23 protein-coding genes are annotated in these 24,020 nt (G+C 71.1%); 11 read left to right on the forward strand and 12 right to left on the reverse strand.

Going from position 1 to position 24,020, the window contains the following annotated elements:
• From AC07DS_RS05480 to truA, 3 genes are all read left to right on the forward strand, one after another.
• The coding region (locus AC07DS_RS05480) for a DNA-directed RNA polymerase subunit alpha C-terminal domain-containing protein (RefSeq protein ID WP_308435782.1) at positions 1-380 on the forward strand (380 nt) is incomplete at its 5' end.
• Between the two features lie 125 nt (positions 381-505).
• Positions 506-997 (forward strand): 50S ribosomal protein L17, encoded by a 492-nt coding sequence (rplQ, locus tag AC07DS_RS05485; protein ID WP_479142918.1) that lies wholly within the window; start codon positions 506-508, stop codon positions 995-997.
• Positions 998-1,088: 91 nt separating this feature from the next.
• Entirely contained in the window at positions 1,089-1,943 is an 855-nt protein-coding gene (truA, locus tag AC07DS_RS05490) for a tRNA pseudouridine(38-40) synthase TruA (protein WP_479142920.1), read from the forward strand.
• A 3-nt stretch (positions 1,944-1,946) separates the two neighbouring features.
• Here the strand turns inward: truA and AC07DS_RS05495 are convergent, their stop codons facing one another.
• A complete protein-coding gene (locus AC07DS_RS05495; RefSeq protein ID WP_479142921.1) occupies positions 1,947-2,825 on the reverse strand; it encodes a hypothetical protein in 879 nt (292 codons plus the stop codon).
• A 298-nt stretch (positions 2,826-3,123) separates the two neighbouring features.
• On the opposite strand from AC07DS_RS05495, the gene rplM reads away from it, so the two are divergent.
• From rplM to glmM, 3 genes are all read left to right on the forward strand, one after another.
• Positions 3,124-3,567 (forward strand): 50S ribosomal protein L13, encoded by a 444-nt coding sequence (gene rplM / locus AC07DS_RS05500; protein WP_479142923.1) that lies wholly within the window; start codon positions 3,124-3,126, stop codon positions 3,565-3,567.
• 42 nt (positions 3,568-3,609) lie between these two features.
• Positions 3,610-4,122: a 30S ribosomal protein S9 gene (rpsI, locus tag AC07DS_RS05505; protein ID WP_145879486.1), complete on the forward strand. Its 513-nt coding sequence runs from the start codon at positions 3,610-3,612 to the stop codon at positions 4,120-4,122.
• A 179-nt stretch (positions 4,123-4,301) separates the two neighbouring features.
• Complete coding sequence (glmM, locus tag AC07DS_RS05510) at positions 4,302-5,660, forward strand: phosphoglucosamine mutase (protein ID WP_479142925.1); 1,359 nt, start codon at positions 4,302-4,304, stop codon at positions 5,658-5,660.
• Positions 5,661-5,721: 61 nt separating this feature from the next.
• Here glmM and coaA read toward each other — a convergent pair whose 3' ends face one another.
• From coaA to AC07DS_RS05540, 6 genes are all read right to left on the reverse strand, one after another.
• Positions 5,722-6,690, reverse strand: a complete 969-nt coding sequence (coaA, locus tag AC07DS_RS05515; RefSeq protein ID WP_479143545.1) for a type I pantothenate kinase — start codon at positions 6,688-6,690, stop codon at positions 5,722-5,724.
• 67 nt (positions 6,691-6,757) lie between these two features.
• Positions 6,758-6,904: a hypothetical protein gene (locus AC07DS_RS05520; RefSeq protein WP_479142926.1), complete on the reverse strand. Its 147-nt coding sequence runs from the start codon at positions 6,902-6,904 to the stop codon at positions 6,758-6,760.
• A 67-nt stretch (positions 6,905-6,971) separates the two neighbouring features.
• Positions 6,972-7,211: a hypothetical protein gene (locus tag AC07DS_RS05525; protein WP_479142927.1), complete on the reverse strand. Its 240-nt coding sequence runs from the start codon at positions 7,209-7,211 to the stop codon at positions 6,972-6,974.
• A gap of 44 nt (positions 7,212-7,255) precedes the next feature.
• Positions 7,256-11,785: an RICIN domain-containing protein gene (locus AC07DS_RS05530; RefSeq protein ID WP_479142929.1), complete on the reverse strand. Its 4,530-nt coding sequence runs from the start codon at positions 11,783-11,785 to the stop codon at positions 7,256-7,258.
• Positions 11,786-12,263: 478 nt separating this feature from the next.
• Positions 12,264-12,710, reverse strand: coding sequence for a nuclear transport factor 2 family protein (locus AC07DS_RS05535; protein WP_479142931.1), 447 nt, complete (start codon positions 12,708-12,710; stop codon positions 12,264-12,266).
• A gap of 44 nt (positions 12,711-12,754) precedes the next feature.
• Positions 12,755-13,135, reverse strand: coding sequence for a DoxX family protein (locus tag AC07DS_RS05540; protein WP_479142933.1), 381 nt, complete (start codon positions 13,133-13,135; stop codon positions 12,755-12,757).
• Positions 13,136-13,284: 149 nt separating this feature from the next.
• On the opposite strand from AC07DS_RS05540, the gene sigJ reads away from it, so the two are divergent.
• Positions 13,285-14,247 (forward strand): RNA polymerase sigma factor SigJ, encoded by a 963-nt coding sequence (gene sigJ / locus AC07DS_RS05545; protein ID WP_479142935.1) that lies wholly within the window; start codon positions 13,285-13,287, stop codon positions 14,245-14,247.
• 12 nt (positions 14,248-14,259) lie between these two features.
• Here the strand turns inward: sigJ and AC07DS_RS05550 are convergent, their stop codons facing one another.
• Positions 14,260-15,126 (reverse strand): RNA polymerase sigma-70 factor, encoded by an 867-nt coding sequence (locus tag AC07DS_RS05550; protein ID WP_479142936.1) that lies wholly within the window; start codon positions 15,124-15,126, stop codon positions 14,260-14,262.
• Complete coding sequence (locus AC07DS_RS05555) at positions 15,123-15,701, reverse strand: carboxymuconolactone decarboxylase family protein (protein ID WP_479142938.1); 579 nt, start codon at positions 15,699-15,701, stop codon at positions 15,123-15,125. The genes AC07DS_RS05550 and AC07DS_RS05555 overlap by 4 nt, the downstream gene beginning before the upstream one ends.
• A gap of 208 nt (positions 15,702-15,909) precedes the next feature.
• On the opposite strand from AC07DS_RS05555, the gene glmS reads away from it, so the two are divergent.
• Genes glmS through AC07DS_RS05570 form a run of 3 tightly spaced genes read left to right on the forward strand, consistent with a single transcriptional unit; the run spans position 15,910 to position 19,648 of the window.
• On the forward strand, positions 15,910-17,757 hold the full coding sequence (glmS, locus tag AC07DS_RS05560; protein WP_145879506.1) for a glutamine--fructose-6-phosphate transaminase (isomerizing): 1,848 nt from the start codon (positions 15,910-15,912) through the stop codon (positions 17,755-17,757).
• Positions 17,758-17,796: 39 nt separating this feature from the next.
• The gene (locus AC07DS_RS05565; RefSeq protein WP_479142939.1) at positions 17,797-18,168 is read left to right on the forward strand and encodes a holo-ACP synthase; all 372 of its coding nucleotides are present in this window, start codon (positions 17,797-17,799) and stop codon (positions 18,166-18,168) included.
• A 46-nt stretch (positions 18,169-18,214) separates the two neighbouring features.
• Entirely contained in the window at positions 18,215-19,648 is a 1,434-nt protein-coding gene (locus AC07DS_RS05570; protein ID WP_479142941.1) for an NAD(P)H-hydrate dehydratase, read from the forward strand.
• Between the two features lie 88 nt (positions 19,649-19,736).
• Here the strand turns inward: AC07DS_RS05570 and AC07DS_RS05575 are convergent, their stop codons facing one another.
• Genes AC07DS_RS05575 through AC07DS_RS05585 form a run of 3 tightly spaced genes read right to left on the reverse strand, consistent with a single transcriptional unit; the run spans position 19,737 to position 22,407 of the window.
• Positions 19,737-20,381 carry a response regulator gene (locus AC07DS_RS05575; protein WP_479142943.1) on the reverse strand — a complete coding sequence of 215 codons (645 nt, stop codon included), beginning with the start codon at positions 20,379-20,381 and terminating at the stop codon, positions 19,737-19,739.
• Positions 20,333-21,604: a sensor histidine kinase gene (locus AC07DS_RS05580; protein ID WP_479142945.1), complete on the reverse strand. Its 1,272-nt coding sequence runs from the start codon at positions 21,602-21,604 to the stop codon at positions 20,333-20,335. Before AC07DS_RS05580 ends, AC07DS_RS05575 begins: the two co-directional genes overlap by 49 nt.
• A gap of 11 nt (positions 21,605-21,615) precedes the next feature.
• On the reverse strand, positions 21,616-22,407 hold the full coding sequence (locus AC07DS_RS05585; RefSeq protein WP_479142947.1) for a CPBP family intramembrane glutamic endopeptidase: 792 nt from the start codon (positions 22,405-22,407) through the stop codon (positions 21,616-21,618).
• Positions 22,408-22,715: 308 nt separating this feature from the next.
• On the opposite strand from AC07DS_RS05585, the gene alr reads away from it, so the two are divergent.
• Positions 22,716-23,882 (forward strand): alanine racemase, encoded by a 1,167-nt coding sequence (gene alr, locus AC07DS_RS05590; RefSeq protein ID WP_479142949.1) that lies wholly within the window; start codon positions 22,716-22,718, stop codon positions 23,880-23,882.
• The last annotated feature ends 138 nt before the right edge of the window (positions 23,883-24,020 follow it).

Consider the following 24,020-nt stretch of genomic DNA (forward strand, 5'->3'; position numbering starts at 1 on the left):
TGGTCGAGCTGTTCGGTCTCGCCCGCGAGCTGAACATCGACGCCGAGGGCATCGACATGGGCCCGTCCCCGACGGACGCCGCCCTGGCCGCCGACCTCGCGCTCCCGATCGAGGAGCTCGAGCTCACGGTCCGCTCGTACAACTGCCTCAAGCGCGAGGGCATCCACTCCGTGGGTGAGCTCGTCGCCCGCTCCGAGGCGGACCTGCTGGACATCCGCAACTTCGGTGCGAAGTCCATCGACGAGGTCAAGGCGAAGCTGGCCGGCATGGGCCTGGCCCTCAAGGACAGCCCGCCCGGATTCGACCCCACGGCCGCTGCCGACGCCTTCGGCGCCGACGACGACGCGGACGCGGGTTTCGTGGAGACCGAGCAGTACTGATCCGGTACTGAGCGTGTTCCACCTCCGGGGCCCGGAAGGGCCCCGGATCTCTGACAGACAACCGTCTGCTCAGATACTGACCTCGGTACCTGGTACGGCCGGGGCAGACACACAGGAGAAGAACAATGCCGAAGCCCACCAAGGGTGCCCGTCTGGGCGGCAGCGCCGCGCACGAGAAGCTGCTCCTCGCGAACCTGGCGAAGAGCCTCTTCGAGCACGGCCGCATCACCACCACCGAGGCGAAGGCCCGCCGCCTGCGCCCGTACGCCGAGCGTCTGGTCACCAAGGCGAAGAAGGGCGACCTTCACAACCGCCGCCAGGTGCTCCAGGTCATCACGGACAAGAGCATCGTCCACACGCTCTTCACCGAGATCGGCCCGCGCTACGAGAACCGGCCCGGTGGCTACACCCGCATCACCAAGATCGGTAACCGCCGTGGCGACAACGCGCCCATGGCTGTCATCGAGCTGGTCGAGGCGCTGACGGTCGCCCAGCAGGCGACCGGTGAGGCCGAGGCCGCCACCAAGCGTGCGGTCAAGGAGGCCGAGGAGACCAAGGCCCAGGAGACCCAGGTCGAGGAGACCGAGGCTCCGGCCGAGGAGTCCAAGGACGCCTGAGGCTCTGCCTGACGCTGGAAGCGGGTCCGCCCTTCGGGGCGGGCCCGCTTCCGCGTTTTTTGAAAGGGACCTGTCCTGAGAGGATTCCCGAGTGAGTGACGAAGTACAGCCCGGGTACGTCCGTGTCCGCCTCGACCTGTCCTACGACGGCACCGATTTCTCCGGGTGGGCCAAGCAGGCGGGTGGCCGGCGGACCGTGCAGGGCGAGATCGAGGACGCGCTGCGCACCGTGACGCGGTCGCGGGAGACGTACGAGCTGACCGTCGCGGGGCGCACCGACGCAGGGGTGCACGCGCGGGGTCAGGTGGCACACGTGGACCTGCCCGAGGGGGTCTGGCGCGAGCACCACGAGAAGCTGCTCAAGCGGCTCGCCGGGCGTCTTTCCAAGGACGTGCGGGTGTGGGCCCTCAGGGAGGCGCCCAGTGGCTTCAACGCCCGTTTCTCGGCCGTCTGGCGGCGCTATGCGTACCGCGTGACGGACAACCCCGGGGGCGTCGACCCGCTGCTGCGCAACCACGTCCTGTGGCACGACTGGCCGCTCGACGTCGATGCCATGAACGAGGCCGCGCGGGTGCTGCTCGGCGAGCACGACTTCGCCGCGTACTGCAAGAAGCGGGAGGGCGCGACCACCATCCGTACGCTCCAGGAGCTGAGCCTGGAGCGGGGTGCGGACGGGATCATCACCGCGACGGTGCGGGCCGACGCGTTCTGCCACAACATGGTGCGCTCGCTGATCGGCGCGCTGCTGTTCGTCGGCGACGGCCACCGGGGCCCCGAGTGGCCCGGGAAGGTGCTGGCCGCGGGGGTGCGCGACTCGGCCGTGCACGTCGTACGACCGCACGGGCTGACCCTGGAGGAGGTCGGTTACCCCGCCGACGAGCTGCTGGCCGCCCGGAACAAAGAGGCCCGGAACAAGCGCTCGCTCCCGTCGGCGGGGTGCTGCTGAGACCTACCGGTTCGCTGCGGCCGAGGCCTGGGCCTCGCCGCGGCGCCAGATCTGGCGGAAGGTGAACTCCTGCAGGTCGTCGCTGACCGAGAAGGCCTTGGTGTCCTTCTTGGTGACGTTCTTGCCGTTCGTGAAGCCGGTGATCGTGAAGTAGCCGTAGCGGCCGACGGCGTTGCGGGTCGAGAAGCAGATCGCGCCGTCGCAGAAGGACTTGACGCCCTTGCCGGACAGTGAGCGCACGATGCTCTTGTCGTCGGTCTGGGACTTGGCCTTCGCCGTCTGGGCCGCGGTGTCGAAGACGGCGACGCCGACGGTGACCGCGATGCCGTCCTTGGTGTAGGTGGCCCGGATCACGCGGGTGCAGCCGTTCGCGGTGAGGATCTTGGGCAGGGTCGCGTCGGCGGCGGAGGCACAGTTCTTCGTGTCCGCCGTGGCGCCCTTCTTGTACACCGTGCTGCCCATGGTCAGCTGGGTGCCCGGGAACAGCGTCTCGGGGCTCAGCGGCGCGGTGTCCTTCTTGGCGCTGGATATGAAGTCCCTCGGGTCCAGCGGTGGCGGGGCGCTGGTCGGTTCGAAGGACGGCGCCGTGGCCGTGCCGCTGGGCAAGGAGGCGCTGGCGGGCAGGCTGGTGGGATTGCCCGAGGCCTTGTTGTCGCCGTTCGCGGACACGACGGCCATCGCGACGGCGGTGCCGATCCCGATCGTGGCGAGCGCGCCGCCGCCGATGAACAGCAGCCTGCGACGCTTGTTCCGTGTCTCCGAGGCCTCGGCCAGCGAGGCCCAGTCCGGAGTGCCGTCGTCGCTCCCGCTGCTCCACGGCTGCTGGGAATTAGGTTTCCAGGGATCCCACTGAGACTGGGGTCCCCCCTGCCCGTAACTCATGGGGCGCATCTTAGACGGGGGGCGAGGGGTGCTGGAGTGCCTCGGGCGGCATGCCTTGTTTGTCCGTCGACATGAGGGGGAAGAGCCTCGTTTTGACCCTGCCGGGGGCGCCCAGGTATTCTGCCTCTTCGTTGTGTATTGGCTTGCTCATTCTCACGGGACGGGCCCTTACACCGGTCCACCGGGCCGATGACCAGCGATCAGCACGCGGTTTGCGTCACCGTGGTGCGGTCGAGGCTGTCGTGATCGTTTCGGTGACCTGTTCAGGACCATTCACTCGAAGCGAAGGCTACGAACCGTGCGTACGTACAGCCCCAAGCCCGGCGATGTGACGCGCCAGTGGCACGTCATCGACGCTCAGGACGTTGTCCTGGGCCGTCTCGCCAGCACCGCCGCCTCCATCCTGCGGGGCAAGCACAAGCCGATCTACGCGCCCCACGTCGACACCGGTGACTTCGTCATCGTCATCAACGCCGACAAGGTGCACCTGTCCGGCAACAAGCGGACCCAGAAGATGGCGTACCGCCACTCCGGCTACCCGGGTGGTCTGCGCTCCGTCCGTTACGACGAGCTGCTCGACAAGAACCCCGAGAAGGCCATCGAGAAGGCCGTCAAGGGCATGCTCCCCAAGAACACGCTGGGCCGTCAGATGCTCTCGAAGCTGAAGGTCTACAAGGGTGACGTGCACCCGCACGCTGCGCAGCAGCCGGTGCCGTTCGAGATCACCCAGGTCGCGCAGTAAGTCCGGCCACCCCCTAAGACTGAAGAGAATCTGAGGAGAATCGTGGCCGAGACCACTGCCGAGCAGCCGATCGAAGAGATCGACATCGAGAGCTACACCACCGAGTCCGAGGTCCCCGTCGAGGGCGAGTACACCTCGGAGTCCCTGGCCTCCCGTTTCGGTGAGCCCCAGCCGGCCGCCGGCCTGGGCCGTCGCAAGAACGCCATCGCCCGTGTCCGGATCGTCCCGGGCACCGGCAAGTGGAAGATCAACGGTCGCACCCTTGAGGACTACTTCCCCAACAAGGTGCACCAGCAGGAAGTCAACGAGCCCTTCAAGGTGCTCGAGCTCGAGGGTCGCTACGACGTCATCGCCCGCATCGCGGGTGGCGGTGTCTCCGGTCAGGCCGGTGCGCTCCGTCTCGGTGTCGCCCGTGCGCTGAACGAGGCCGACGTCGACAACAACCGCGGCCCGCTCAAGAAGGCCGGCTTCCTCCGCCGCGACGACCGTGCGGTCGAGCGCAAGAAGGCCGGTCTGAAGAAGGCCCGCAAGGCCCCGCAGTACAGCAAGCGCTAACCAGCAGCTGCCTGCTCGTACTCCGAACGCCCCGGCGGCACGCCACATGTGCCGTCGGGGCGTTCGTTTATCCCGGCCAAGGGCGTATAACGACACAAGACGCTCAAAGGCTGGTGTGATCGGATGTTCAGCCGTCTGCCATCATTCCCGGCAGCAATGAAGCTTCCCTTGGAGGACACGTGGGACGACTCTTCGGTACGGACGGCGTGCGTGGTGTCGCCAACGCGGACCTGACGGCCGAGATGGCGCTCGGCCTGTCCGTGGCGGCGGCGCACGTGCTGGCCGAGGCGGGCACCTTCGAGGGCCACCGGCCGACGGCGGTGGTCGGGCGGGACCCGCGTGCGTCCGGGGAGTTCCTGCAGGCCGCCGTGGTCGCGGGCCTGGCCAGCGCCGGCGTGGACGTGCTGACCGTGGGCGTCCTGCCGACGCCGGCGGTGGCGTTCCTGACCGGCGCGCTCGGCGCGGACCTGGGCGTGATGCTCTCCGCCAGCCACAACGCCATGCCGGACAACGGCATCAAGTTCTTCGCCCGCGGCGGCCACAAACTCGCCGACGAGCTCGAGGACAAGATCGAGGCCGTGTACGAGTCCCACCGGCACGGCGAGCCCTGGGAGCGGCCCACCGGTGCCGGGGTCGGCCGTGTGCGGTCGTACGACGAGGGCTTCGAGCAGTACGTCGGCCATCTGCTGGCGGCGCTGCCGAACCGTCTCGACGGCCTGAAGATCGTCCTGGACGAGGCGCACGGCGCGGCAGCGGGGGTCTCGCCGGAGGTGTTCTCGCGGGCCGGCGCCCAGATCGTCACGATCGGTGCCGAGCCGGACGGGCTCAACATCAACGACGGCTGCGGCTCCACCCACCTGGACAAGCTGAAGGCCGCGGTGCACGAGCACGGCGCGGACTTCGGTGTCGCGCACGACGGCGACGCCGACCGCTGCCTGGCCGTGGACCACACCGGCGAGGAGGTGGACGGCGACCAGATCCTGGCCGTGCTCGCGCTGGCGCTGCAGGAGCGCTCCGAGCTGCGCTCCGACACCGTGGTCGCGACCGTGATGTCCAACCTGGGCTTCAAGCTGGCGATGGAGCGGGCGGGGATCCACCTGGTGCAGACCGCCGTGGGCGACCGGTACGTGCTGGAAGAGATGAAGGAGCACGGGTACGCCCTGGGCGGTGAGCAGTCCGGCCACGTGATCATCCTCGACCACGCGACCACCGGTGACGGCACGCTGACCGGGCTGCTGCTGGCGGCGCGGGTGGCGCAGACCGGTCGTACGCTGCGTGAGCTGGCCGCGGTCATGGAGCGGCTGCCGCAGGTCCTCATCAACGTGCCGGACGTGGACAGGTCCCGCGTGAAGACGTCCGCCGACCTGGCCGCCGCCGTCGCCGAGGCGGAGCGGGAGCTGGGCTCCACCGGGCGGGTGCTGCTGCGTCCCTCGGGCACGGAGCCGCTGGTCCGCGTGATGGTCGAGGCGGCGGACATCGAACAGGCCCGGTCGGTCGCCGGGCGGCTCGCCGACGCCGTGAAGTCGGCCCTCGGCTAGCCCACTTCCCGCTTTTCCACCGCCGGCCCGGAACCGCTTCCGGGCCGGCGGTGTCGTCGGGTCAGAGCTTGCGCAGACGCAGCCGCTGGACCTTGTGGTCGGGGCCCTTGCGCACGACGAGGGTGGCGCGGCCGCGGGTGGGGGCGATGTTCTCGACCAGGTTGGGCTTGTTGATCGTGCGCCACTGGGTGCGCGCGTAGTCGAGGGCCTCCTCCTCGGAGACCTGGGTCCACTTGCGGAAGTACGAGGACGGGTCCTGGAAGGCCGTCTGGCGCAGCTTCTTGAAGCGGTTGAGGTACCAGCTCTCGACGTCGTCGGCGCTCGCGTCGACGTACACGCTGAAGTCGAAGTAGTCGGCGAGACCGACGCGGGTGCGGCCGTCCTTGCCGGGCAGCGCGGGCTGCAGGACGTTCAGGCCCTCGACGATCAGGATGTCGGGCCGGCGTACGACGAGCTTCTCGCCCGGGACGATGTCGTAGATGAGGTGGGAGTAGACGGGGGCGGTGACCTCGTCCTTGCCCGCCTTGATGTCGGCGACGAACCGGGTCAGCGCCCGGCGGTCGTACGACTCGGGGAATCCCTTGCGCGACATCAGTCCGCGGGCCTGGAGCTCCTGGGTCGGCAGCAGGAAGCCGTCGGTCGTGACCCGCTCCACCCGCGGGTGCTCGGGCCAGCGGGACAGGAGGGCCTGGAGCAGACGGGCCACGGTCGACTTGCCGCACGCCACGGATCCGGCGATCCCTATGACGAAGGGCGTGCCCGACTGCGAGCCCCCCTCGCCCAGGAACGTGTTCAGGGCGCTTCTGAGCCCGTCCGTGGCGCCGACGTAGAGGTTGAGGAGGCGGGAGAGCGGGAGGTAGATGTCCCGCACCTCGTCGAGGTCGATGACGTCGCCGAGGCCGCGGACCTTCTCGACCTCTTCGGCGGTGAGCGGCAGCGGAGTCTTGTCGCGCAGCGCGCTCCACTCGGTACGGGTGAGGTCGACGTAGGGAGTCGCCTCCGGCTTGGGCCGGTGGGCGCTCCGGGGCATCGAGGAGACCGGTGAGATCACAGTCCATTGTTAACGGAGTTTGAACGGGGGTGCGGGGTGGGGTGCGTCACGTGTGGGCGGGAGCGGGCATCCGGTCGGTGACCACCCGCTCCAGCGGGGGGACGAGCCCGGTCACCGGAGTGCCGTACAGAGGGTTCTCCGCAACTACGCTGACCGGCTTGTGCGCGACCCCGGGTGCGAGAATCGCGCTCAAGCCGGCCAGTTGCCTGCCGGCGGCGCCGTCATGCCGGAGACCCGGGCATGACGGCACATGTGTCACATCACTGTTCGCCGAATTCCCCGAGCTCGCTGATCAGCCGCCGGCGAGCCGCTGCCAACTGGTCAGAGTAGGAGGAATCGAAGATCGATGACAATTGTGTTTCCAGTGTCCCGTTGATCTTCAACAGGGCAGACCAGACGGCGCGGTCATCGACAATCGCCGAGAATTCTGCCCGATGCATGACGCGACTCATCCAGTCGGACAGGACAAGCGCCTGGTCGTCTGTCAACTCAATCTTCACGGATATCTCTCTTCGGATCGTGCTTTCGTCCCGACGCTCTATCCCTAGAGCTTCCCATCGCGCAGCAGGTAGGTGAGCTGATCCCCGGTGGATCGCCACCCTCCGAGATACTCCCCGACGTTCGGGCCGTCTGTGGCGAATGAGACGTGCAGTCCTGTGTCGTCCACGAAGTGGATGGCTTCCTGACCCCTGTACGTGCCCTTGATCTGCCGTGTTCCCGGGTTCTTCACGAACTGCTCGATCGTGACGATGAATGCCTGCGCATTCACCTTGTTGTAAGGGCCCTTGAGGCCGAAGTCGGCAGCATGCATGACTCCCTCGTCGTTCAGCGACATGTAGTGATGCGGAAGTCTGTCGCCCGAAATCCACAGGCTTCCGCACCCGGGCCCGCTTCTGGCGGCCGAGCTGGTGATGCCGAGCTTCGCGCCATCGGCCTTTCCACCGGCCAGCAGTGCGCTTCCTCCGGCGGGGAGGCTGCCCTTCAGACAGAGTCCGCGCAGCTTCTGAAAAACCTTGCTCATGATGCCCGCGACGGCCTCTTCCGACAGCCCGGCGGCACGCAAGCCCTTGTAGGCGTCGACGAAGCCGATGTCCAGTCTCATGGAGGCGTCCACCGCCTGGACTGCCTTGCTGATCTCGCTGAGTACGCCTTCCACCGGGACGTAGGTCGCGTAGGCCCAGGCGCAGCCGCTGGCGCTGCCGTGGAGGCAGTCCATCATGTCGTCGGCGAAGAAGGAGAACAGGATCGATCCGGCCACGTCACCGAAGAGGCTCTGCCATCCGGCGCGGACGATGTCCTTGCCGGAGAAGTGGTGCTGCCAGTTGTCGATCTTGACGTTCTTCAGCGTCGTCCGCTGGAGGAACTGCCACGCCGGCTTCGGGCAGCCGTCCGCGGTGGCCTGCGCATCCTGATCCGTGCACAGGTAGAAGTCGGCCTCGTAGTTGACGACCAGGTCGAACGTGGCGTCGCAGCCCTTGATGGCTGCTTCCGGCATCCCGGGGCACGTTCCGTGCTGCTTGGAGCTGACGATCTCGACGGTGGACTCGTCCGGGACGGCGAACACACCGGGAATGCCCGTACCGGATCCCTTGGAGGCCTCCTTGTTGGCCTCCGCCCTTTCCGCCCTGTCGGCGGCGTCCTGGGCTTCCTTGGCGTACTTGTCGGCGTCCTTGGCCGCCTGTTCGGCCTCGGTGGCGGCCGCGTCGGCGCGGTCGGCCGCCGCGCGGGCGTCCTTGGCGTCCTGCTCGGCCTGGTCGGCGGCGGAGCGGGCGGCGGAGGCGTCGAGCTCGGCCGCGTCGGCGCTGTCGCGGGCGTCCTTGGCGTAGCCCTCGGCGTTGCCGGCGGCCTTGTCGGCGGCTGCGGCGTCGTCCGCTGCCTGCTGGTCGTAGTCGATGGTGCGGGCCAGGGACGCTGAGGCCGCCGCTGCGGCCTTGGCGGCGTCGGCGGCGTAGCCGAGAGCGTCCTTGGAGTAGGTGCGGGCGTCGGCGGCGTACTGGGCGGCGTTGGCCGCGTGCTGGTAGGCCTCCTTCGCGTCGCCCTTGGCCTGGTCGGCGATGTCCTTGGCGGCCTGGGCCTCGGCCGCCGCGTTCTTGGCGTGGGCGTCGGCGACGGCCTGCTGCTGTTCGGCGATCGTCTTGGAGTTCTGCCCGGTCAGGACGACGAGGCCGGCGGCCGAGTCGGTGTCGACATAAGCGGAGCCCAGCTGGATGGCGTCGTTGGCCGGGTTGGCGACCTGCTCCGCCGCCTTGCCGGCGTCCACGGCCGCCTGGGCGGTGACGTGGGCGTAGCCGGCGGCCTTCGCGGCGGCCGCGAGGGCGTTGCCGGCTTCCTTGTTCGCGGCGTCGGCCTGGGTCTTGGCGTCCTTGGCGTGCTGTTCCGCTTCGTCGGCGAGCTTGACCGCGGTCTTGGCCTCGGCGGAGGCGTCCTGGGAGGCCTTGATGGCGTCGGCGACGGCGCTGGTCGCGGTCTTCACCGCGGCGTCGGCCTTGAGCTTGTCGGCCTGGGCGGCGTCCGCGTCGGAGCGGGCGCGTTTGGCGGCCGCCTCTGCGCGGGTGGCGGCGGCGTCCGCGTCGGCGGCCGCCTGGGTGGCGGCATCGGCCTCGGAGCGGGCCTTGGTCGCGGCGGCTTCGGCGTCGTCGGCGTGCTTGTCGGCGTCGTTGGCGGCAGCGCGAGCGGCGTCGGCGGCGTCGCCGGAGTCCAGGGAGTCGGCGTAGGCGTCCTTGGCGTCGGCCTTGGCGCGTGCGGCGTCGGCCTTCTGCTCGGCGTCCCACGCGTCGTCGCGCATGTCCTTGGCGTGGTCCTTGGCCGCTACGGCGTCGTCGCGCCGGTCCTCGGCGGTCTTCTCGGAGGCTTCGGCCTTGTCCTTGGCGTCCTTCGCCTTCGTCGCCTCGGACTCGGCGTTCTTGCGGTGCTCGGCGGCCTCGGCCCGGCTGGCGGCGGCGTTTTCCTTCTCCGCCTTGGCCGTCTTCTCCTCGGCCTCCGCCGCGAGCCGCTTGGCGTGCGCGTCGGCGGCGGCCGCCTTCGCGTCACCCTCGGCCTTCACCGCGACGGCGAGCTTGGCCTCCGCGGTCTCCTTGTCCTTCTTGGCGTTGTCCCGGTGCACCTTCGCCGCGTCCGCGGCGGCCTTGGCCTGCAACTCCGCTGCCTCGGCAGCCTTCTTGCGGAACTCCGCCTTCGACTGGGCGGCCTGGGCGAGGGCGCGCTGCGCGATCGTCGCGCTGTCCCCGGCCGCGGCACGGGTCGCGGCCTCGGCGGTCTCACCGGCCTTCTCCAGGGCCTGAAGTGCGGCAGCCGCACCCTTGGTGACCTGGTCCTTCTGCAGACCGACCAGCAGACCACGACCCCGCGGCGCACCGGCCGCGTCGGCGATGCCATAGGCGGCCTGGAGCGCGGTGTCCGACGTGGTCGCGGCCTTCTGCGCGGCCGCCAGCTGCGCCTTGAGTACGGTCAGCTGGCTCTTCGCGGCGCTCTGGGCGGCCGTGAGACCGGACTTGGCCTTGGTGAACTGGGCCTTGTCCGGGTAGTTCGGGCTGTCGTCGCCGGTGTGCCCCTCGGGGACGAGGCGGAACTTCTGCGCGGCGGAGCCGTTGCAGGTCGACAGCACGGCGTCTTTGCTGTTGTCGAACGTCGGCAGGTGCAGGCACTTGCCGGTGGCCGCGTTGCGCAGCTCGCCCGCCGAGCGGACGTCGAACTTCCACTGCTGGGCCTTGGCGTTGCCACAGTCCCGGATCTGGATCTTCGTGCCGTCGGCGTTGTTGCCGTTCAGCACCTCCAGACACTTGCCCGAGTTGATGTTGCGCAGGGTGTAGCCGCCGTCGTAGGAGCCCCACATCTGCCACTTCTGGCCATTGCCGCCGTTGCAGGTGTAGATCTGGACCGGGGTGCCGTTGGTCTTGCCGGCGCCCTGGACGTCGAGGCACTTGCCGGTAGCGCCCGGCACCTGGATGACCAGCGGAGCGTCACCGATGTAGCCGATGCCGCCGGCGGACCAGTAGTCCTGCCAGCGGGTGATGTGGTCGGCGACCCAGGACTGCCCCAGCATGTCGGAGAGGGCCTTCGCACCCTTGGCCAGGGCGTCGGCGGCGTCCTTGTTCGCGGTGACGATCTGGTTGCGCTGCGTGGCCTGCGAGGAGATCTCCTGCTGCCATTCGCCGGCCGCGGTCGCCGTGACGTCGTCGAGAGCCCGGTCCGGGTCGAGCGGGTCACGCCACGCACACGAGGCGAAGCGGGTCTTCAGGTCCTCGACCGCGATGCGGTACTCCGGCGTGCCCGGCTGCGGGGCGGTGCGCGGGAAGCCACCCGAGGACAGGAAGATACGGGCGTCGTCGGCGCCCATGTTGGCGTTGCTGAAGTCGTGCATCCACTCGAAGGCGTTGTGCTCGTCGAGCGCCCGGTTCCAGTCGGGCTGTTGCGGGTCCGGGTGCTGTGCGTACAGCGGGTTGCCGAGATCGTCGACGGCCTTGACGGTCTTGGCGTCGGCCTTGGGGGTGGAGTCCTTGTAGAAGTCGTCGTCGTTCTTCCAGAACCGGTCGGCGACCCAGGTGGACAGACCCGTCTGCTCGTAGAAGGTCTGTTTGCCGTCGCCCGGCGACCCGGGCGGCCAGTGGAAGTCCGTGTCCGTGAAGCCGACCGGGGTGTTCAGGCCCGACAGGGGCTTCTGCCAACCGTCCCGGGCGGCGGCGAGGTCGTCCAACTGCTTGCCTGCGGCGTCGCGGTCGCTCTTGTAGGCGACGGCGAGGGGAGTCTGCTCCCAGTTCTTCCGGTCGGCCAGGACGTGCAGCTTGTCCGGCGGCTGGTTGAGGCCGTCCTGCGCGGTCGCGGCCATCGACGGGCCGCCGAGGCGCAGTACGTCGGCCATCAGGCACTGGTCCTGCCGCAGTTGCTCGGCGGCCGTGTCCTCGTACCAGGGGTCGGAGTCGCCCACCGGCTCGATGTTCGGCTTCATCGAGCCGGGCTGGACCGCGAGACCGGCCACAACGGCCAGCGCTGCTACCGAGGTGACGGCGGAGGTGAGTGTTCCTGCTCTCCCGAGTCTTCGTGATCCGGGCAGGCGGAACCATGGTCTGGGGTGCAAGGAGCATCCCTTTCTTCGTCCAAGAGGGGGGCGTGGGCCGTGAGGGCGGCCGAAGAGCAGGGAGCGCAGATGCGCTGCGTGGTCCTGAGCGGGACTCAGGAGGACACGGCAGCGGCTGAGTCGATGTGTGCGGGCGCCCGATGCGACGGCATGGCGATGCAACCCCTCCCCGTGAGCGACGGCGTTCCCCCGGTCGCTGTGCGATGTGCGCGACGGTGGACTGGTCAGGTACCCGTCATGCGCGGCGCCACCATACGCAGGTGCGAACAGGGTCGTACAGGGGTTCCTTGCGGGTGGACGGGCGGTGGCCGGAATCTTCCTGCCGCCCGGCGGCCCGCAGGCCGGGCACCGAGTCCACCCATGAGTGGCGTTTCTGTGCACTTCGTGTGTGCACGGGCGGCACGTCGACAAGCGTCGACCGCTCAGAGTTGGCCGATTTTCGCCCCCGGCGACGCCGGCCGGGTGGCCATGGGGTGCGTCACGTGGCCGCAGGGCCGGGCGCCGAGCCCGTCAGCGGGGAGTTGTCGGCGTACCTGACCTCGTAGACGCGCTCCGTGAACCGCCAGCCGTCCGGGGTGCGCCGGTAGCGGTCGTGGTAGAGGGAGTGGTTCGCGTGCGAGGTGCCGTCGCGCATGCGCCCGAACTCCGAGATGTACGCGCGGCCTTCCGCGGCGTCGCCCGTGAGCCGGATCGTGCCCGGGTGCACGTTCTGCACGAAGTAGTCCCAGAAACCCTGCAGCCGCTCGATCCCGGCGCGGATGTCCGCCCGGCCGGTGAACTCGGCGACGCCGGGTATCCGCCAGGCGCCGTCCTCGGTGAACAGGGCGGCGAACCGGTCGTAGTCGCGCATCATCCCCGCGTCGGTGAACTCGCCGCGCAGGGCCTCGATCTCGAAGCGGTCCGCGAGGGACTGGAGGTCGCTCATCAGTTTTCTCTTCTCGTGTCGAAGTGCCGAAGTGTCGAAGTGCGTCAGCCGGCGAAGGAATGGGGGCCGAACCGGCCCCACGCCACGAAGGCGGCCAGCGCGAGCAGGACCACGTTCACCGCGACGGCCTGGGCCTCCTGGCGGCGCAGGTGCGTGATCACCGCGCCGATCATCAGCAGCACCCAGCCGGCGGCGGCCAGCGGTACCAGGACCGGCGCGACGTGGAGTGCGGCGGGCAGGATCAGGCCCGCCGCGGCCAGGACCTTGAGGGCGCCGATGACCTTGACGGTGCCGTCACCGAAGTCCTCGACCCAGGCCCAGCCGGAGGTGGCCAGCTGCTGCCTGGACTGGATCAGCAGCATGGCGCCGCCGGCCAGGGAGCCCACGGCCAGCAGCGCCGCAGCGATCCACAGAGCGATGTTCATGAGGGTTCTCCCAGCGGAGTGGATGTGTCGGTCTCAGCGGTACGACGGCACGGCTCCCCGGGATGTGAGGTGGCGCGCCCACGTCACAGTCCGGTGGGCTGTCCCGTCGTACCGGTGGGTGCAGATACGACCGAGGGAGACGGCGACACATGAGCACACAGTCCGGGCCTGCCGACGGCCCGCTCGATCCGGGCCTGAGCGCGATCACCAGCGAGCGGCGTCAGCTGATCAATCTCGGCTACCGGCTCCTCGGCTCGCTGGCCGATGCCGAGGACGTCGTGCAGGAGACGTACGTGCGCTGGTACGCCATGTCCGCGGAGCAGCGGGACGCCATCGACTCCCCGGGCGCCTGGCTGACGAAGGTCGCCGGCCGTATCTGCCTGGACCTGCTGCGCTCGGCACGGGTCCGGCGGGAGCGCTATGTGGGCGCGTGGATCCCGGAGCCGCTGCCCGACCGGACGGAGTGGATCAGCGGGCGGCCGGGCGGCGGCGCCGTCGACCCGGCCGACCGCGTCACCCTCGACGAGTCGGTCAACATGGCCTTCCTCGTCGTGCTGGAGGCGATGACCCCGGCCGAGCGCGTCGCGTTCATCCTGCACGACGTCTTCCGCTATCCCTTCGCCGAAGTGGCCGAGATCGTCGGCCGCAGCCCGGCGGCATGCCGCCAGCTGGCCTCGTCGGCCCGCCGGCGCATGCGTGCCTCGCAGGCTCCCGCGGCTGCCGGGACTCCCGCGGCCCCGCGCGCCGACGTCGTCAGGGACTTCAAGCGGGCCTGGGAAGCGCAGGACATCGACGCGCTCATCGGCCTCCTCGACCCCGACGTCACGGCGATCGCGGACGGCGGCGGCCTCGCCCAGGCCGCGCTGCTCCCCGTCGACGGCGGCGAGCAGGTCGCGCGCTACCTCGTCGACCTCTCCGCCCGGGCGGTCGGCATGAGCCTCCTGGAGCGTACGGTCAACGGCCGGCCCGGAGTCGTCGTCCAGCAGGACGGCGTCACCGTGGCGGTGCTGGCCCTCGACGTCGTGGGCGACCGGATCCACCGCATCTGGGCCGTCCGGAACCCCGAGAAGCTCCGGCCCTGGACGGCCCAGGGCGGCGGGCCCACCTGGTGAGCGGCGGCGGGCCTACCTGGTGAGCTCGGACGGTTCGTCCAGCCGCGTCAGCTTCCGCGGGTTGCGCACCACGTAGATCCGGGTGATCCGCCCGTTCTCGACCGAGAGGCTCACCGCGGACGGCTCGCCGTCGAACGCGAGCCGGCCCGCGGGGGCGCCGTTGAGCCACACGTCCGTCGCCTCGAACCCGGCCACCACCCGGCTCGCGCGCGCGAGCAGCGGCGCGACGAGCCCGGCGCCGTGGACCGGGGTCAGCGCGGCGGCCACGAACCCGCCACCGTCGGCGATCATGACCACGTCCGGCGCCATGACCTCCATCAGCTCCTGAAGATGCCCGGTGCGCAGCGCGGCCAGGAATCGCTCCACCACCGCCTGCTGTTCCGACCGGCTCACCCGCACCCGCGGCCGCCGGGCCGCCACATGCGCGCGGGCCCGGCGGGCGATCTGCCGCACCGCGGCCGCCGACTTCCCGACGGCCCCGGCGATCTCGCCGTACGGCAGGTCGAAGACCTCGCGCAGTACGAAGACCGCCCGCTCGGTCGGGGCGAGCGTTTCGAGCACGGTCAGCACCGCGATCGAGACGCTCTCCGCCAGTTCGACGTCCTCGGCGACATCTGGGCTGGTCAGCAGCGGTTCCGGCAGCCACTGGCCCACGTAGTCCTCGCGGCTGCGCGACAGGGCCCGCAGCCGGTTGAGCGCCTGCCGGGTGACCGTCCGGACCAGGTAGCCCCGCGGGTCACGCACCTGCGCCCGATCGACGCCGGCCCACCGCAGCCAGGACTCCTGCAGCACGTCCTCCGCGTCGGCCGCCGACCCGAGCATCTCGTAGGCGACCGTGAACAGCAGGCTGCGATGGGTGACGAACGGGTCCTCGGTCATGCGCCGGACGCCGCGCGGGGGTGGGCGGGCCGCGCGGCCAGGGGAATCTCGCACGCGTCGGAGTAACCCTGCGACGTGATCCCGTGCGCCGTGTTGCTCCTGGTCGCGAAGTTGGCGAAGGCGATGAACACGGTCAGCTCGACCAGCGCCGCCGGGCCGAGCCGGTCGAGCAGGCTCGCGGACAGCTCGTCGGTGACGGTCGTCGGCGTGTTCGTCATGGCCTCGGCGTACTCCATCACGTCCCGCTCCAGCGGGGTGAACACGTCCGACTCCCGCCAGCGCGGCACCTGGCTCGCCTTGGCCAGGTCCAGGTGCTGGTTCTGCGCCTGGAAGTAGCCGATGTCGAGGCACCAGCTGCAGCCGACCTGTGCCGAGACGGCCATGTGCGCGAACGACTTGAGGCTCGCGTCGGCCGCGTTCCAGGCGGCAACCCTGGCCGAGAAATCCATGTTGGCCAGGGCGACGTCGGGGTTGTTGAACACCACCTCGACGGGCTCGGGCACGGCACCGAGCTGCTTGGTCAGGTTCTCCTTCAGCTCGGGGTCGAGCTCCGCCTTCGGAATGCGTGGCGCCATGGTGTCCTCCTCGGACGTCTGCCTGCCGGGCAGTTCAGCTGCCGGGCTGTCGGGCTGTTCGACATGAAGACACCGCCGGACCCGCGCATGTGACACCCGCCGAGTTGATGATCCGGACCGTCGTAGACCTTCGTACCCCGGCGGGAATTTCCGATTTCGGGCAGGCGAAGGCCACTTGTGCCGCTCGTCGGCCCGTAGGCTGCCGGTCATGTGCGGAATCGTGGGATACGTAGGGTCGCAGTCGGCGCTCGAGGTCGTGATGGCCGGGCTGAAGCGGCTGGAGTACCGGGGGTACGACTCGGCGGGCGTCGCCGTGCTGGCGGACGGCGGGCTGGCCGCCGGGAAGAAGGCCGGGAAGCTCGTCAACCTGGAGAAGGAACTGGTCGACCGGCCGCTTCCGGCGGGCTCGACGGGCATCGGCCACACGCGCTGGGCCACCCACGGCGGCCCGACGGACGCGAACGCGCACCCGCATCTCGACAACGCCGGCCGGGTGGCGGTCGTCCACAACGGCATCATCGAGAACTTCGCCCTGCTGCGGGCCGAGTTGGCCGAGCGGGGACACGAGCTGTCGTCCGAGACGGACACCGAGGTGGTCGCACATCTGCTGGCCGAGGAGTTCTCGGCGTGCGCCGATCTCGCCGAGGCCATGCGGCTGGTGTGCCGGCGCCTGGAGGGCGCGTTCACGCTGGTCGCGGTGCACGCCGACGAGCCCGACGTGGTCGTGGGCGCGCGCCGGAACTCCCCGCTCGTGGTGGGCGTGGGGGAGGGCGAGGCATTCCTGGCCTCCGACGTCGCCGCGTTCATCGCCCACACCCGCTCGGCGATCGAGCTGGGCCAGGACCAGGTGGTGGAGCTGCGCCGGGACGGCGTGAAGGTGACGGGCTTCGACGGCCGCGAGGCGGACGTGCGCTCCTACCACGTCGACTGGGACGCCTCGGCCGCCGAGAAGGGCGGCTACGACTACTTCATGCTCAAGGAGATCGCCGAGCAGCCGAAGGCGGTCGCCGACACGCTCCTGGGCCGTATCGACGCGGCCGGTTCACTGACCCTGGACGAGGTGCGCATCTCGCCGTCCGAGCTGCGCGAGGTGGACAAGGTCGTCATCGTCGCGTGCGGTACGGCCTTCCACGCCGGCCTGATCGCCAAGTACGCCATCGAGCACTGGACCCGGATCCCGTGCGAGGTGGAACTGGCCAGCGAGTTCCGCTACCGGGACCCGATCCTGGACGGCCGCTCCCTGGTGATCGCCATCTCCCAGTCCGGCGAGACCATGGACACCCTGATGGCGCTCCGGCACGCGCGGGAGCAGGGCTCGAAGGTCCTGGCCATCTGCAACACCAACGGTTCGACGATCCCCCGCGAGTCGGACGCGGTGCTGTACACGCACGCCGGGCCAGAGGTGGCCGTCGCCTCCACCAAGGCGTTCCTGACGCAGCTGGTGGCGTGCTACCTGGTGGCCCTGTACCTGGGCCAGGTGCGGGGCACCAAGTGGGGCGACGAGATCCGTGCCGTGATCCGGGACCTGTCGCAGATCTCGGGCGAGGTCGAGCGCGTGCTGGAGACGATGGAGCCGGTACGGTCCCTCGCCCGGTCCCTGGCCGGCAAGAACACGGTGCTGTTCCTGGGCCGGCACGTGGGCTATCCGGTCGCCCTCGAAGGAGCCCTCAAGCTCAAGGAGCTCGCCTACATGCACGCCGAGGGCTTCGCGGCGGGCGAGTTGAAGCACGGTCCGATCGCGCTGATCGAGGAGGACGTGCCGGTGGTGGTCGTCGTTCCGTCGCCGCGCGGCCGGTCCGTCCTGCACGACAAGATCGTGTCCAACATGCAGGAGATCCGGGCACGGGGTGCGCGGACGATCGTGATCGCGGAGGAGGGGGACGAGGCGGTGGTCCCGTATGCCGACCACCTGATCCGGATCCCGGCCACGCCGACGCTGCTGCAGCCGATGGTGGCGACGGTGCCGCTGCAGGTGTTCGCCTGCGAGCTGGCCACCGCCCGCGGCAACGAGGTGGACCAGCCGCGGAACCTGGCCAAGTCGGTGACGGTGGAGTGAGCCACTGAGGGGCCGGTTCCTCACCGTAGGGTGCTCACCATGAGCATCATCGGGGTCGGAATCGACGTAGCCGAGATCGACCGGTTCCGGGCGTCGCTGGACCGGACGCCTGGGCTGGCCGATCGGCTGTTCGTCGAGAGCGAGTTGTTGCTGCCGAGCGGGGAGCGGCGGGGTGTCGCGTCGCTCGCGGCGCGGTTCGCCGCCAAGGAGGCGCTGGCCAAGGCGCTGGGTGCGCCGCCCGGGCTGCACTGGACCGACGCCGAGGTGTTCGTCGAGGACAGCGGGCAGCCCCGGCTGCGGGTGAAGGGCACCGTGGCCGCGCGGGCCGCGGAACTCGGGGTGCGGTCCTGGCATGTGTCGCTCAGCCATGACGCGGGGATCGCGTCGGCCGTGGTGGTCGCCGAGGGCTGACGCCCCCGGGTGTGGCGGCAGGGGTTTCCGGGGCAGACTCGATGCCATGCGTACTGCGTACAGCGTGGAGACGGTGAGGGCGGCCGAGCGGGAGCTGATGGCGCGGCTTCCGGAGGGTGCGCTGATGCAGCGGGCCGCCGCGGGGCTGGCCGCTGCCTGTGCGGACCTGCTCGGGCGGGTCTACGGCAGCCGGGTGGTGCTGCTCGTCGGCAGCGGGGACAACGGCGGCGACGCGCTGTACGCGGGGGCGCGGCTGGCGCGTCGGGGGGCCGGGGTCACGGCCGTACTGCTGGCGCGGCCCGAGCGGACCCACTCCGGGGGGCTCGCGGCGTTGCTCCGGGCGGGTGGACGGGTGGCTGCCGACGGTGCCGCCGAGGAGGCCGTCGAGCGGGCCGACCTCGTCGTGGACGGCATCGTCGGGATCGGGGGCAAGGGCGGACTGCGGCCGGACGCGCAGGCGCTGGCCGGTGCCGTCGAGCGGTCGCGGGCCGCCGTCGTCGCCGTGGACCTGCCGAGCGGGGTCGAGGCGGACACGGGAGAGGTGCGGGGGACGGCGCTGCGGGCCGACCTCACCGTCACCTTCGGGACGCACAAGCCGGGGCTGCTGGTCGACCCCGCGCGGGAGTACGCCGGGTCGGTGCGGCTCGTCGACATCGGGCTCGAACTGCCGCCGGACGCCGAGCTGGAGGCGTTGCAGCACGCGGACGTGGCGCGGCTGTTGCCGCTGCCGGCCGCGGAGAGCGACAAGTACCGGCGGGGTGTGGTCGGGATCGCGGCGGGGTCCGCGCGCTATCCGGGGGCCGCCGTGCTGGCCGTGTCCGGGGCGCTGCGGGGCGGGGCGGGGGCCGTGCGGTACGTCGGGCCCGCGGCGCAGGCGGTCATCGCCCGCTTCCCGGAGACCCTCGTGTCCGACCGGGGTCCTGCCAAGGCCGGCCGGGTGCAGGCCTGGGTGGCCGGGCCGGGCGCAGGGGACGACGCGGCGACCGTGGCGGAGGTGCTGTCCACCGAGGTGCCGGTGCTGCTCGACGCCGACGGGCTGCGGCTGGCCGAGCGGAACGCCGTGCGCGGGCGTACGGCACCGACGCTGATGACTCCGCATGCCGGTGAGGCGGCGGCGTTGCTCGGGGTGCCGCGGGAGGAGGTCGAGGGGGCCCGGCTGGCCTCGGCGCGGGAGTTGGCCGCGGTGTACCGGGCGACCGTGCTGCTGAAGGGGTCCACCACGTTGGTGGCGGACTCCGGCGGCGGGGCGGTGCGGGTGAACGCCACAGGGACGGGGTGGCTGGCCACGGCCGGGAGCGGGGACGTGCTGTCGGGGCTGGCCGGGTCACTGCTGGCAGCTGGGCTGTCCGCGTCGGACGCGGGGAGTGTGGCGGCGTATCTCCATGGCCTGGCGGGCCGTTTCGCCGCCGACGGGGCACCGGCCGGGGCCCACGACGTCGCGGACAGGATCCCGGAGGCGTGGCGGGATGTGCGCGGGTGAGCCGTGGCCGGCCGGGAGGCGGCTTCGCCCACCCGCGCCGGGCGGGGCACCGGACGGTGGCTGTGGCCCGCAGCCGAAGGACCGTCACTCAGCCCTTCAGGTAGGCCAGTACCGCCAGCACCCGCCGATTGTCCTCCGGTGACTGCTCCATCCCCAGCCTGGCGAAGATCGACGCGATGTGTTTGGCCACCGCGCTCTCGCTGATGTGGAGGGTGCCGGCGACGGCCGTGTTGGAGCGGCCCTCGGCCATGAGGGCGAGGACCTCGTGCTCGCGGGGGGTCAGCGAGTCCGTGCGGCCCCGTTTCTCGCTGCGCGTCAGGAGCTTGGCGATGACCTGGGGGTCCATCACCGTGCCGCCGGCAGCGACCGTGTGCAGGGCGTCGACGAACTGCGCCGTGTGGGTGACGCGGTCCTTGAGGAGATAGCCGACGGCACCCTCGCCTGAGGCGAGGAGTTCATGGGCGTAGAGCTGGTCGACGTACTGGGAGAGGATCAGGACCGGCAGCCGCGGGCGGGTGCGGCGGGCCTCCAGGGCCGCCTTCAGGCCCTCGTCCGTGTGCGTCGGCGGCAGCCGGATGTCGATCACCGCGACGTCCAGGTCCGTCTCGCGCAGCGCCCGTACCAGCGCGGGCCCGTTGTCCACCGAGGCCACGACCTCGCAGCCGTGCTCGCGCAGGGTGCGGGTCAGGCCGTCGCGGAGGAGGAAGAGGTCTTCGGCGAGGACGACGCGCACGGGATCTCCAGGGTCGCGGTGGTCGGGCCGCCCGGCGGGCTGTGCAGGGCGAGCGTGCCGTCGAAGGTATCCAACCGGCGCCGTACGCCGGGCAGTCCGGTCCCGGCCGACGGGTCGGCACCGCCGTGGCCGTCGTCGGTCACCGTCACCCGCAGCCGCGTGCCGTCGTGGCCGAGGGCGATGTCGACCCGGCTCGCGTCCGCGTGCTTGGCCGCGTTCGTGAGGAGTTCGGACACCGCGAAGTAGGCCGCCGACTCGACGGGCGCGGGAAGACGTTCCGGGGGCAGGTGCACGGCCACGTCGACGTCCAGGTGGCTGTCCAGGGCCAGGGAGCGGACCGCGTCGCCGAGGCCCCGGTCCGCCAGGACCGGCGGATGGATGCCGTGGACCAGGTCGCGCAGGTCCTGCAGCGCCCGTGCGGACAGGGCGCGGACGTCCAGGAGGAGGGTGCGCGCGGTCCCGGGATCGGTGTCCAGCAGCCGGGTCGCCTCGCCCAGAGTGAGGCCCAGGGCCACCAGACGCGCCTGGGCGCCGTCGTGCAGGTCCCGTTCGATACGGGTGAGTTCGGCCGCGTGCACGTCCAGCGCGGCGGCCCGGGTGTCCGTCAGCCGGCTCACACGGCGGGCCAGTTCGGTGGTGCGCGGGGCGGCGAGGAGGCGTCGGGTGAGCCGGGCGTGCAGGGCCGCCATGACCGGCGCCAGGCGCAGGCCCGCCACGATGAGGGCCAGACCGAGGAGCAGGGCCATGAGCATGGTGGCCCTGGAGGTGACCGGTACGAACGCGTACCAGTTGCCGTCGCCCAGCAGACGCCAGACGAAGGGCTGGACCAGCGCGCCGAACACCCCGTACTCGACCAGCGCGAGCGGAACCGCCGCCAGCACCCCGCCGGTCCACGGCTCGAGCCAGGCCCAGCGCAGGTCGCACCAGAAGCCGTCGTCCCCGAGGATCGCGGCGCTGCTGCGGCGGGCCGACGTGCCGCGGGGGAGGGGGTCGGGAGCGCTCAGGGGACGGCCGGTCCAGCGGGCCGCGCGGGCCCGGTACGTGTCGGACACGCGGCGCAGCAGCCCGGCGGCCGCGGGCAGCACCCGGAAGCCGATGCCGAGCGGCAGCAGCGTCAGCGCCGCACCGGCCGACAGCGCGGCCCCGACGACGAGAAACCCGGCCAGTCCGGCCAACTGGCACCGCCAGAGAGCGACCCAGTCCGCGCGCCGCAAACCCCGCACCCCACGCCCCCTCACCCCACGGCCGCCGGGATCGTAACCTCCCGCCCGCGCCACACCCACGGCACCGCCGCCACCGCGCAGGCCAGCCCGAACAGGACCATCGGCAGCGCCCTGCCCGTCTCCTCGTCCATGAACAGCAGCATTCCGAGGTTGACCAGGGCGTGGAAGCCGCCCGCGAGAAGCAGGCGCCGCAGTCCCCCGACCTCCTCCAGGGCCAGACCCAGGACGACGGACATGGCGGTCGTGGCGAGCAGGAAGCCCGCCGCGTAGGCCGGGCTCCGACCCAGCACCTGGACGTGCCACAGGCCCCACACCGCCCCGACCGCGACCGACGCGGTGAGCGGGCCGAAGCGGGTGCGCAGCAGGGGCTGCAGGAAGCAGCGCCAGCCGATCTCCTCGCCGCAGGCACCGACCAGTTGGGCGAGGGCGATGAGGAGGAAGGGGTGGTGCAGGCCGCGTGGGTCGGTGGCGTGGGCGGCGCCGGTGAGGAGGGCGTACGGGCCCGCCGAGAGAAGGACGATCAGGAGGGGCGTGGCGAGCAACTGCCGCCAGGGGGAGGCCGGATGCCCCGCGGAACCGACGAGCAGCTCGCGTGTCCGGGACGGCCACAGCAGAGCCGCCAGGGCCACGCCCAGCGCCGGGCCGAACTGGGTCAGTTGGACGACCTCCGTGGGAATCCCGGTGGCCGGCTGCACGGCTCCCAGCGCTCCGGCCGCCAGGAAGGCGACCACCAGGAAGATCCCTGCCGGGACCTTCCACCGCTGTGTCGTATGTGTCGTCTGTCTCGTCCGTGTCGTCTGCATGACCTCGACGATGCCGGGGCGGTGACGTGCGCGGACTGAACCTGCCTGCCGAACCGGGGTGTACCCAGGTGCACCCCCCGGGTGACCCGTCCGCGCGGCATCCGGGATCGGCCGGGGCCGCGCGTTTGGCTGATCGCATGATCAGCAGACGAATCACCCATGGAGGCGTCACGGTGCTGCCCGCCATCGCGAGCCCGGCAAGTCCGGCAAGTCCGGCAAGGCGGAGGAGGCGGGGGAGCGGGGGCGCCGGCCCGGTACCCGATGCTGCACCGGGAGCCCGCACGGGCCTCTGAGACACTGGGGGCGCCATGAGTGAGACTGCAGCTGTGCCGACCGCGCCCCTGCGCGCCCGGGCCGAGATCGATCTGGCCGCCCTGCGCGCCAACGTGCGGGCCCTGCGTGCCCGGGCGAAGGGCGCTGCCCTGATGGCCGTCGTCAAGTCCGACGCCTACGGCCACGGGGCCGTGCCGTGCGCCCGCGCGGCCGTCGAGGCGGGGGCCACCTGGCTCGGCACGGCCACGCCCGAGGAGGCACTCGCCCTGCGCGCCGCCGGCCTTGACACGCGTGTCCTGTGCTGGCTGTGGGTGCCCGGCGGGCCCTGGCGGCAGGCCGTCGAGGCCGACATCGACGTCTCGCTCAGCGGGATGTGGGCGCTGCGGGAGGTGACGGAGGCCGCCCGGCAGGCGGGACGGCCCGCGCGGGTGCAGCTGAAGGCCGACACCGGGCTCGGCCGCAACGGCTGCCAGCCCGCCGACTGGCCCGAACTGGTCCGAGAGGCCCTGCGCGCCGAGCGCGAGGATCTGGTCCGGGTGACCGGTCTGTGGTCCCACTTCGCGTGCGCCGACGAACCCGGGCACCCGTCCATCGCCGCCCAGCTCGCGCTGTTCCGGGAGATGGTGGCGTACGCCGAGGAGCAGGGCGTGCGCCCCGAGGTGCGGCACCTCGCCAACTCCCCGGCCACGCTGACCCTTCCGGAGACCCACTTCAACCTGGTCCGTCCTGGTATCGCCATGTACGGCGTCTCGCCCAGCCCGGAGATCGGCACCCCGGCCGACTTCGGCCTGCGGCCGGTGATGACGCTGAGTGCGTCGCTGGCGTTGGTCAAGCACGTGCCCGGCGGGCACGGCGTCAGTTACGGCCACCACTACGTCACCGCCGGCGAGACCACCCTCGGTCTCGTGCCCGTCGGCTACGCGGACGGCGTTCCCCGGCACGCCTCCGGCAGCGGTCCGGTGCTGGTCGACGGCAAGTGGCGGACCGTCGCCGGTCGGGTCGCGATGGACCAGTTCGTGGTCGACCTCGGCGGGGACGAGCCCCCGGTGGGCGCGGAGGCGGTGCTGTTCGGGCCCGGCGACCGGGGCGAGCCGACCGCCGAGGACTGGGCGCAGGCCTGCGGCACGATCGCGTACGAAATCGTCACGCGGATCGGAACGCGCGTTCCTCGCGTCTATGTGAACGGGGAAGAAGAGGGGTAGCCCCTTCTGAGACGGGCGCCGCGCGCCCGGTTGCTCCTGTCACGACCGGCACCACGCACCAGACCCGCACCACAGCCACACCGGCATCACCTGTTTCATTCACCCAGCGAACTGCAGTACGGCGAAGAGGAGCGGTAC

It is taken from the genome of Streptomyces sp. NPDC044064, assembly GCF_056434245.1.

Bases quoted from the DNA above. Each gene is read 5' to 3' on its own strand.
- rplQ (WP_479142918.1), top strand. From the start codon at position 506: ATGCCGAAGCCCACCAAGGGTGCCCGTCTGGGCGGCAGCGCCGCGCAC.
- AC07DS_RS05495 (WP_479142921.1), bottom strand. From the start codon at position 2,825: ATGAGTTACGGGCAGGGGGGACCCCAGTCTCAGTGGGATCCCTGGAAA.
- coaA (WP_479143545.1), bottom strand. From the start codon at position 6,690: ATGCCCCGGAGCGCCCACCGGCCCAAGCCGGAGGCGACTCCCTACGTC.
- AC07DS_RS05535 (WP_479142931.1), bottom strand. From the start codon at position 12,710: ATGAGCGACCTCCAGTCCCTCGCGGACCGCTTCGAGATCGAGGCCCTG.
- AC07DS_RS05540 (WP_479142933.1), bottom strand. From the start codon at position 13,135: ATGAACATCGCTCTGTGGATCGCTGCGGCGCTGCTGGCCGTGGGCTCC.
- sigJ (WP_479142935.1), top strand. From the start codon at position 13,285: ATGAGCACACAGTCCGGGCCTGCCGACGGCCCGCTCGATCCGGGCCTG.
- AC07DS_RS05550 (WP_479142936.1), bottom strand. From the start codon at position 15,126: ATGACCGAGGACCCGTTCGTCACCCATCGCAGCCTGCTGTTCACGGTC.
- AC07DS_RS05555 (WP_479142938.1), bottom strand. From the start codon at position 15,701: ATGGCGCCACGCATTCCGAAGGCGGAGCTCGACCCCGAGCTGAAGGAG.
- glmS (WP_145879506.1), top strand. From the start codon at position 15,910: ATGTGCGGAATCGTGGGATACGTAGGGTCGCAGTCGGCGCTCGAGGTC.
- AC07DS_RS05565 (WP_479142939.1), top strand. From the start codon at position 17,797: ATGAGCATCATCGGGGTCGGAATCGACGTAGCCGAGATCGACCGGTTC.
- AC07DS_RS05570 (WP_479142941.1), top strand. From the start codon at position 18,215: ATGCGTACTGCGTACAGCGTGGAGACGGTGAGGGCGGCCGAGCGGGAG.
- AC07DS_RS05585 (WP_479142947.1), bottom strand. From the start codon at position 22,407: ATGCAGACGACACGGACGAGACAGACGACACATACGACACAGCGGTGG.
- alr (WP_479142949.1), top strand. From the start codon at position 22,716: ATGAGTGAGACTGCAGCTGTGCCGACCGCGCCCCTGCGCGCCCGGGCC.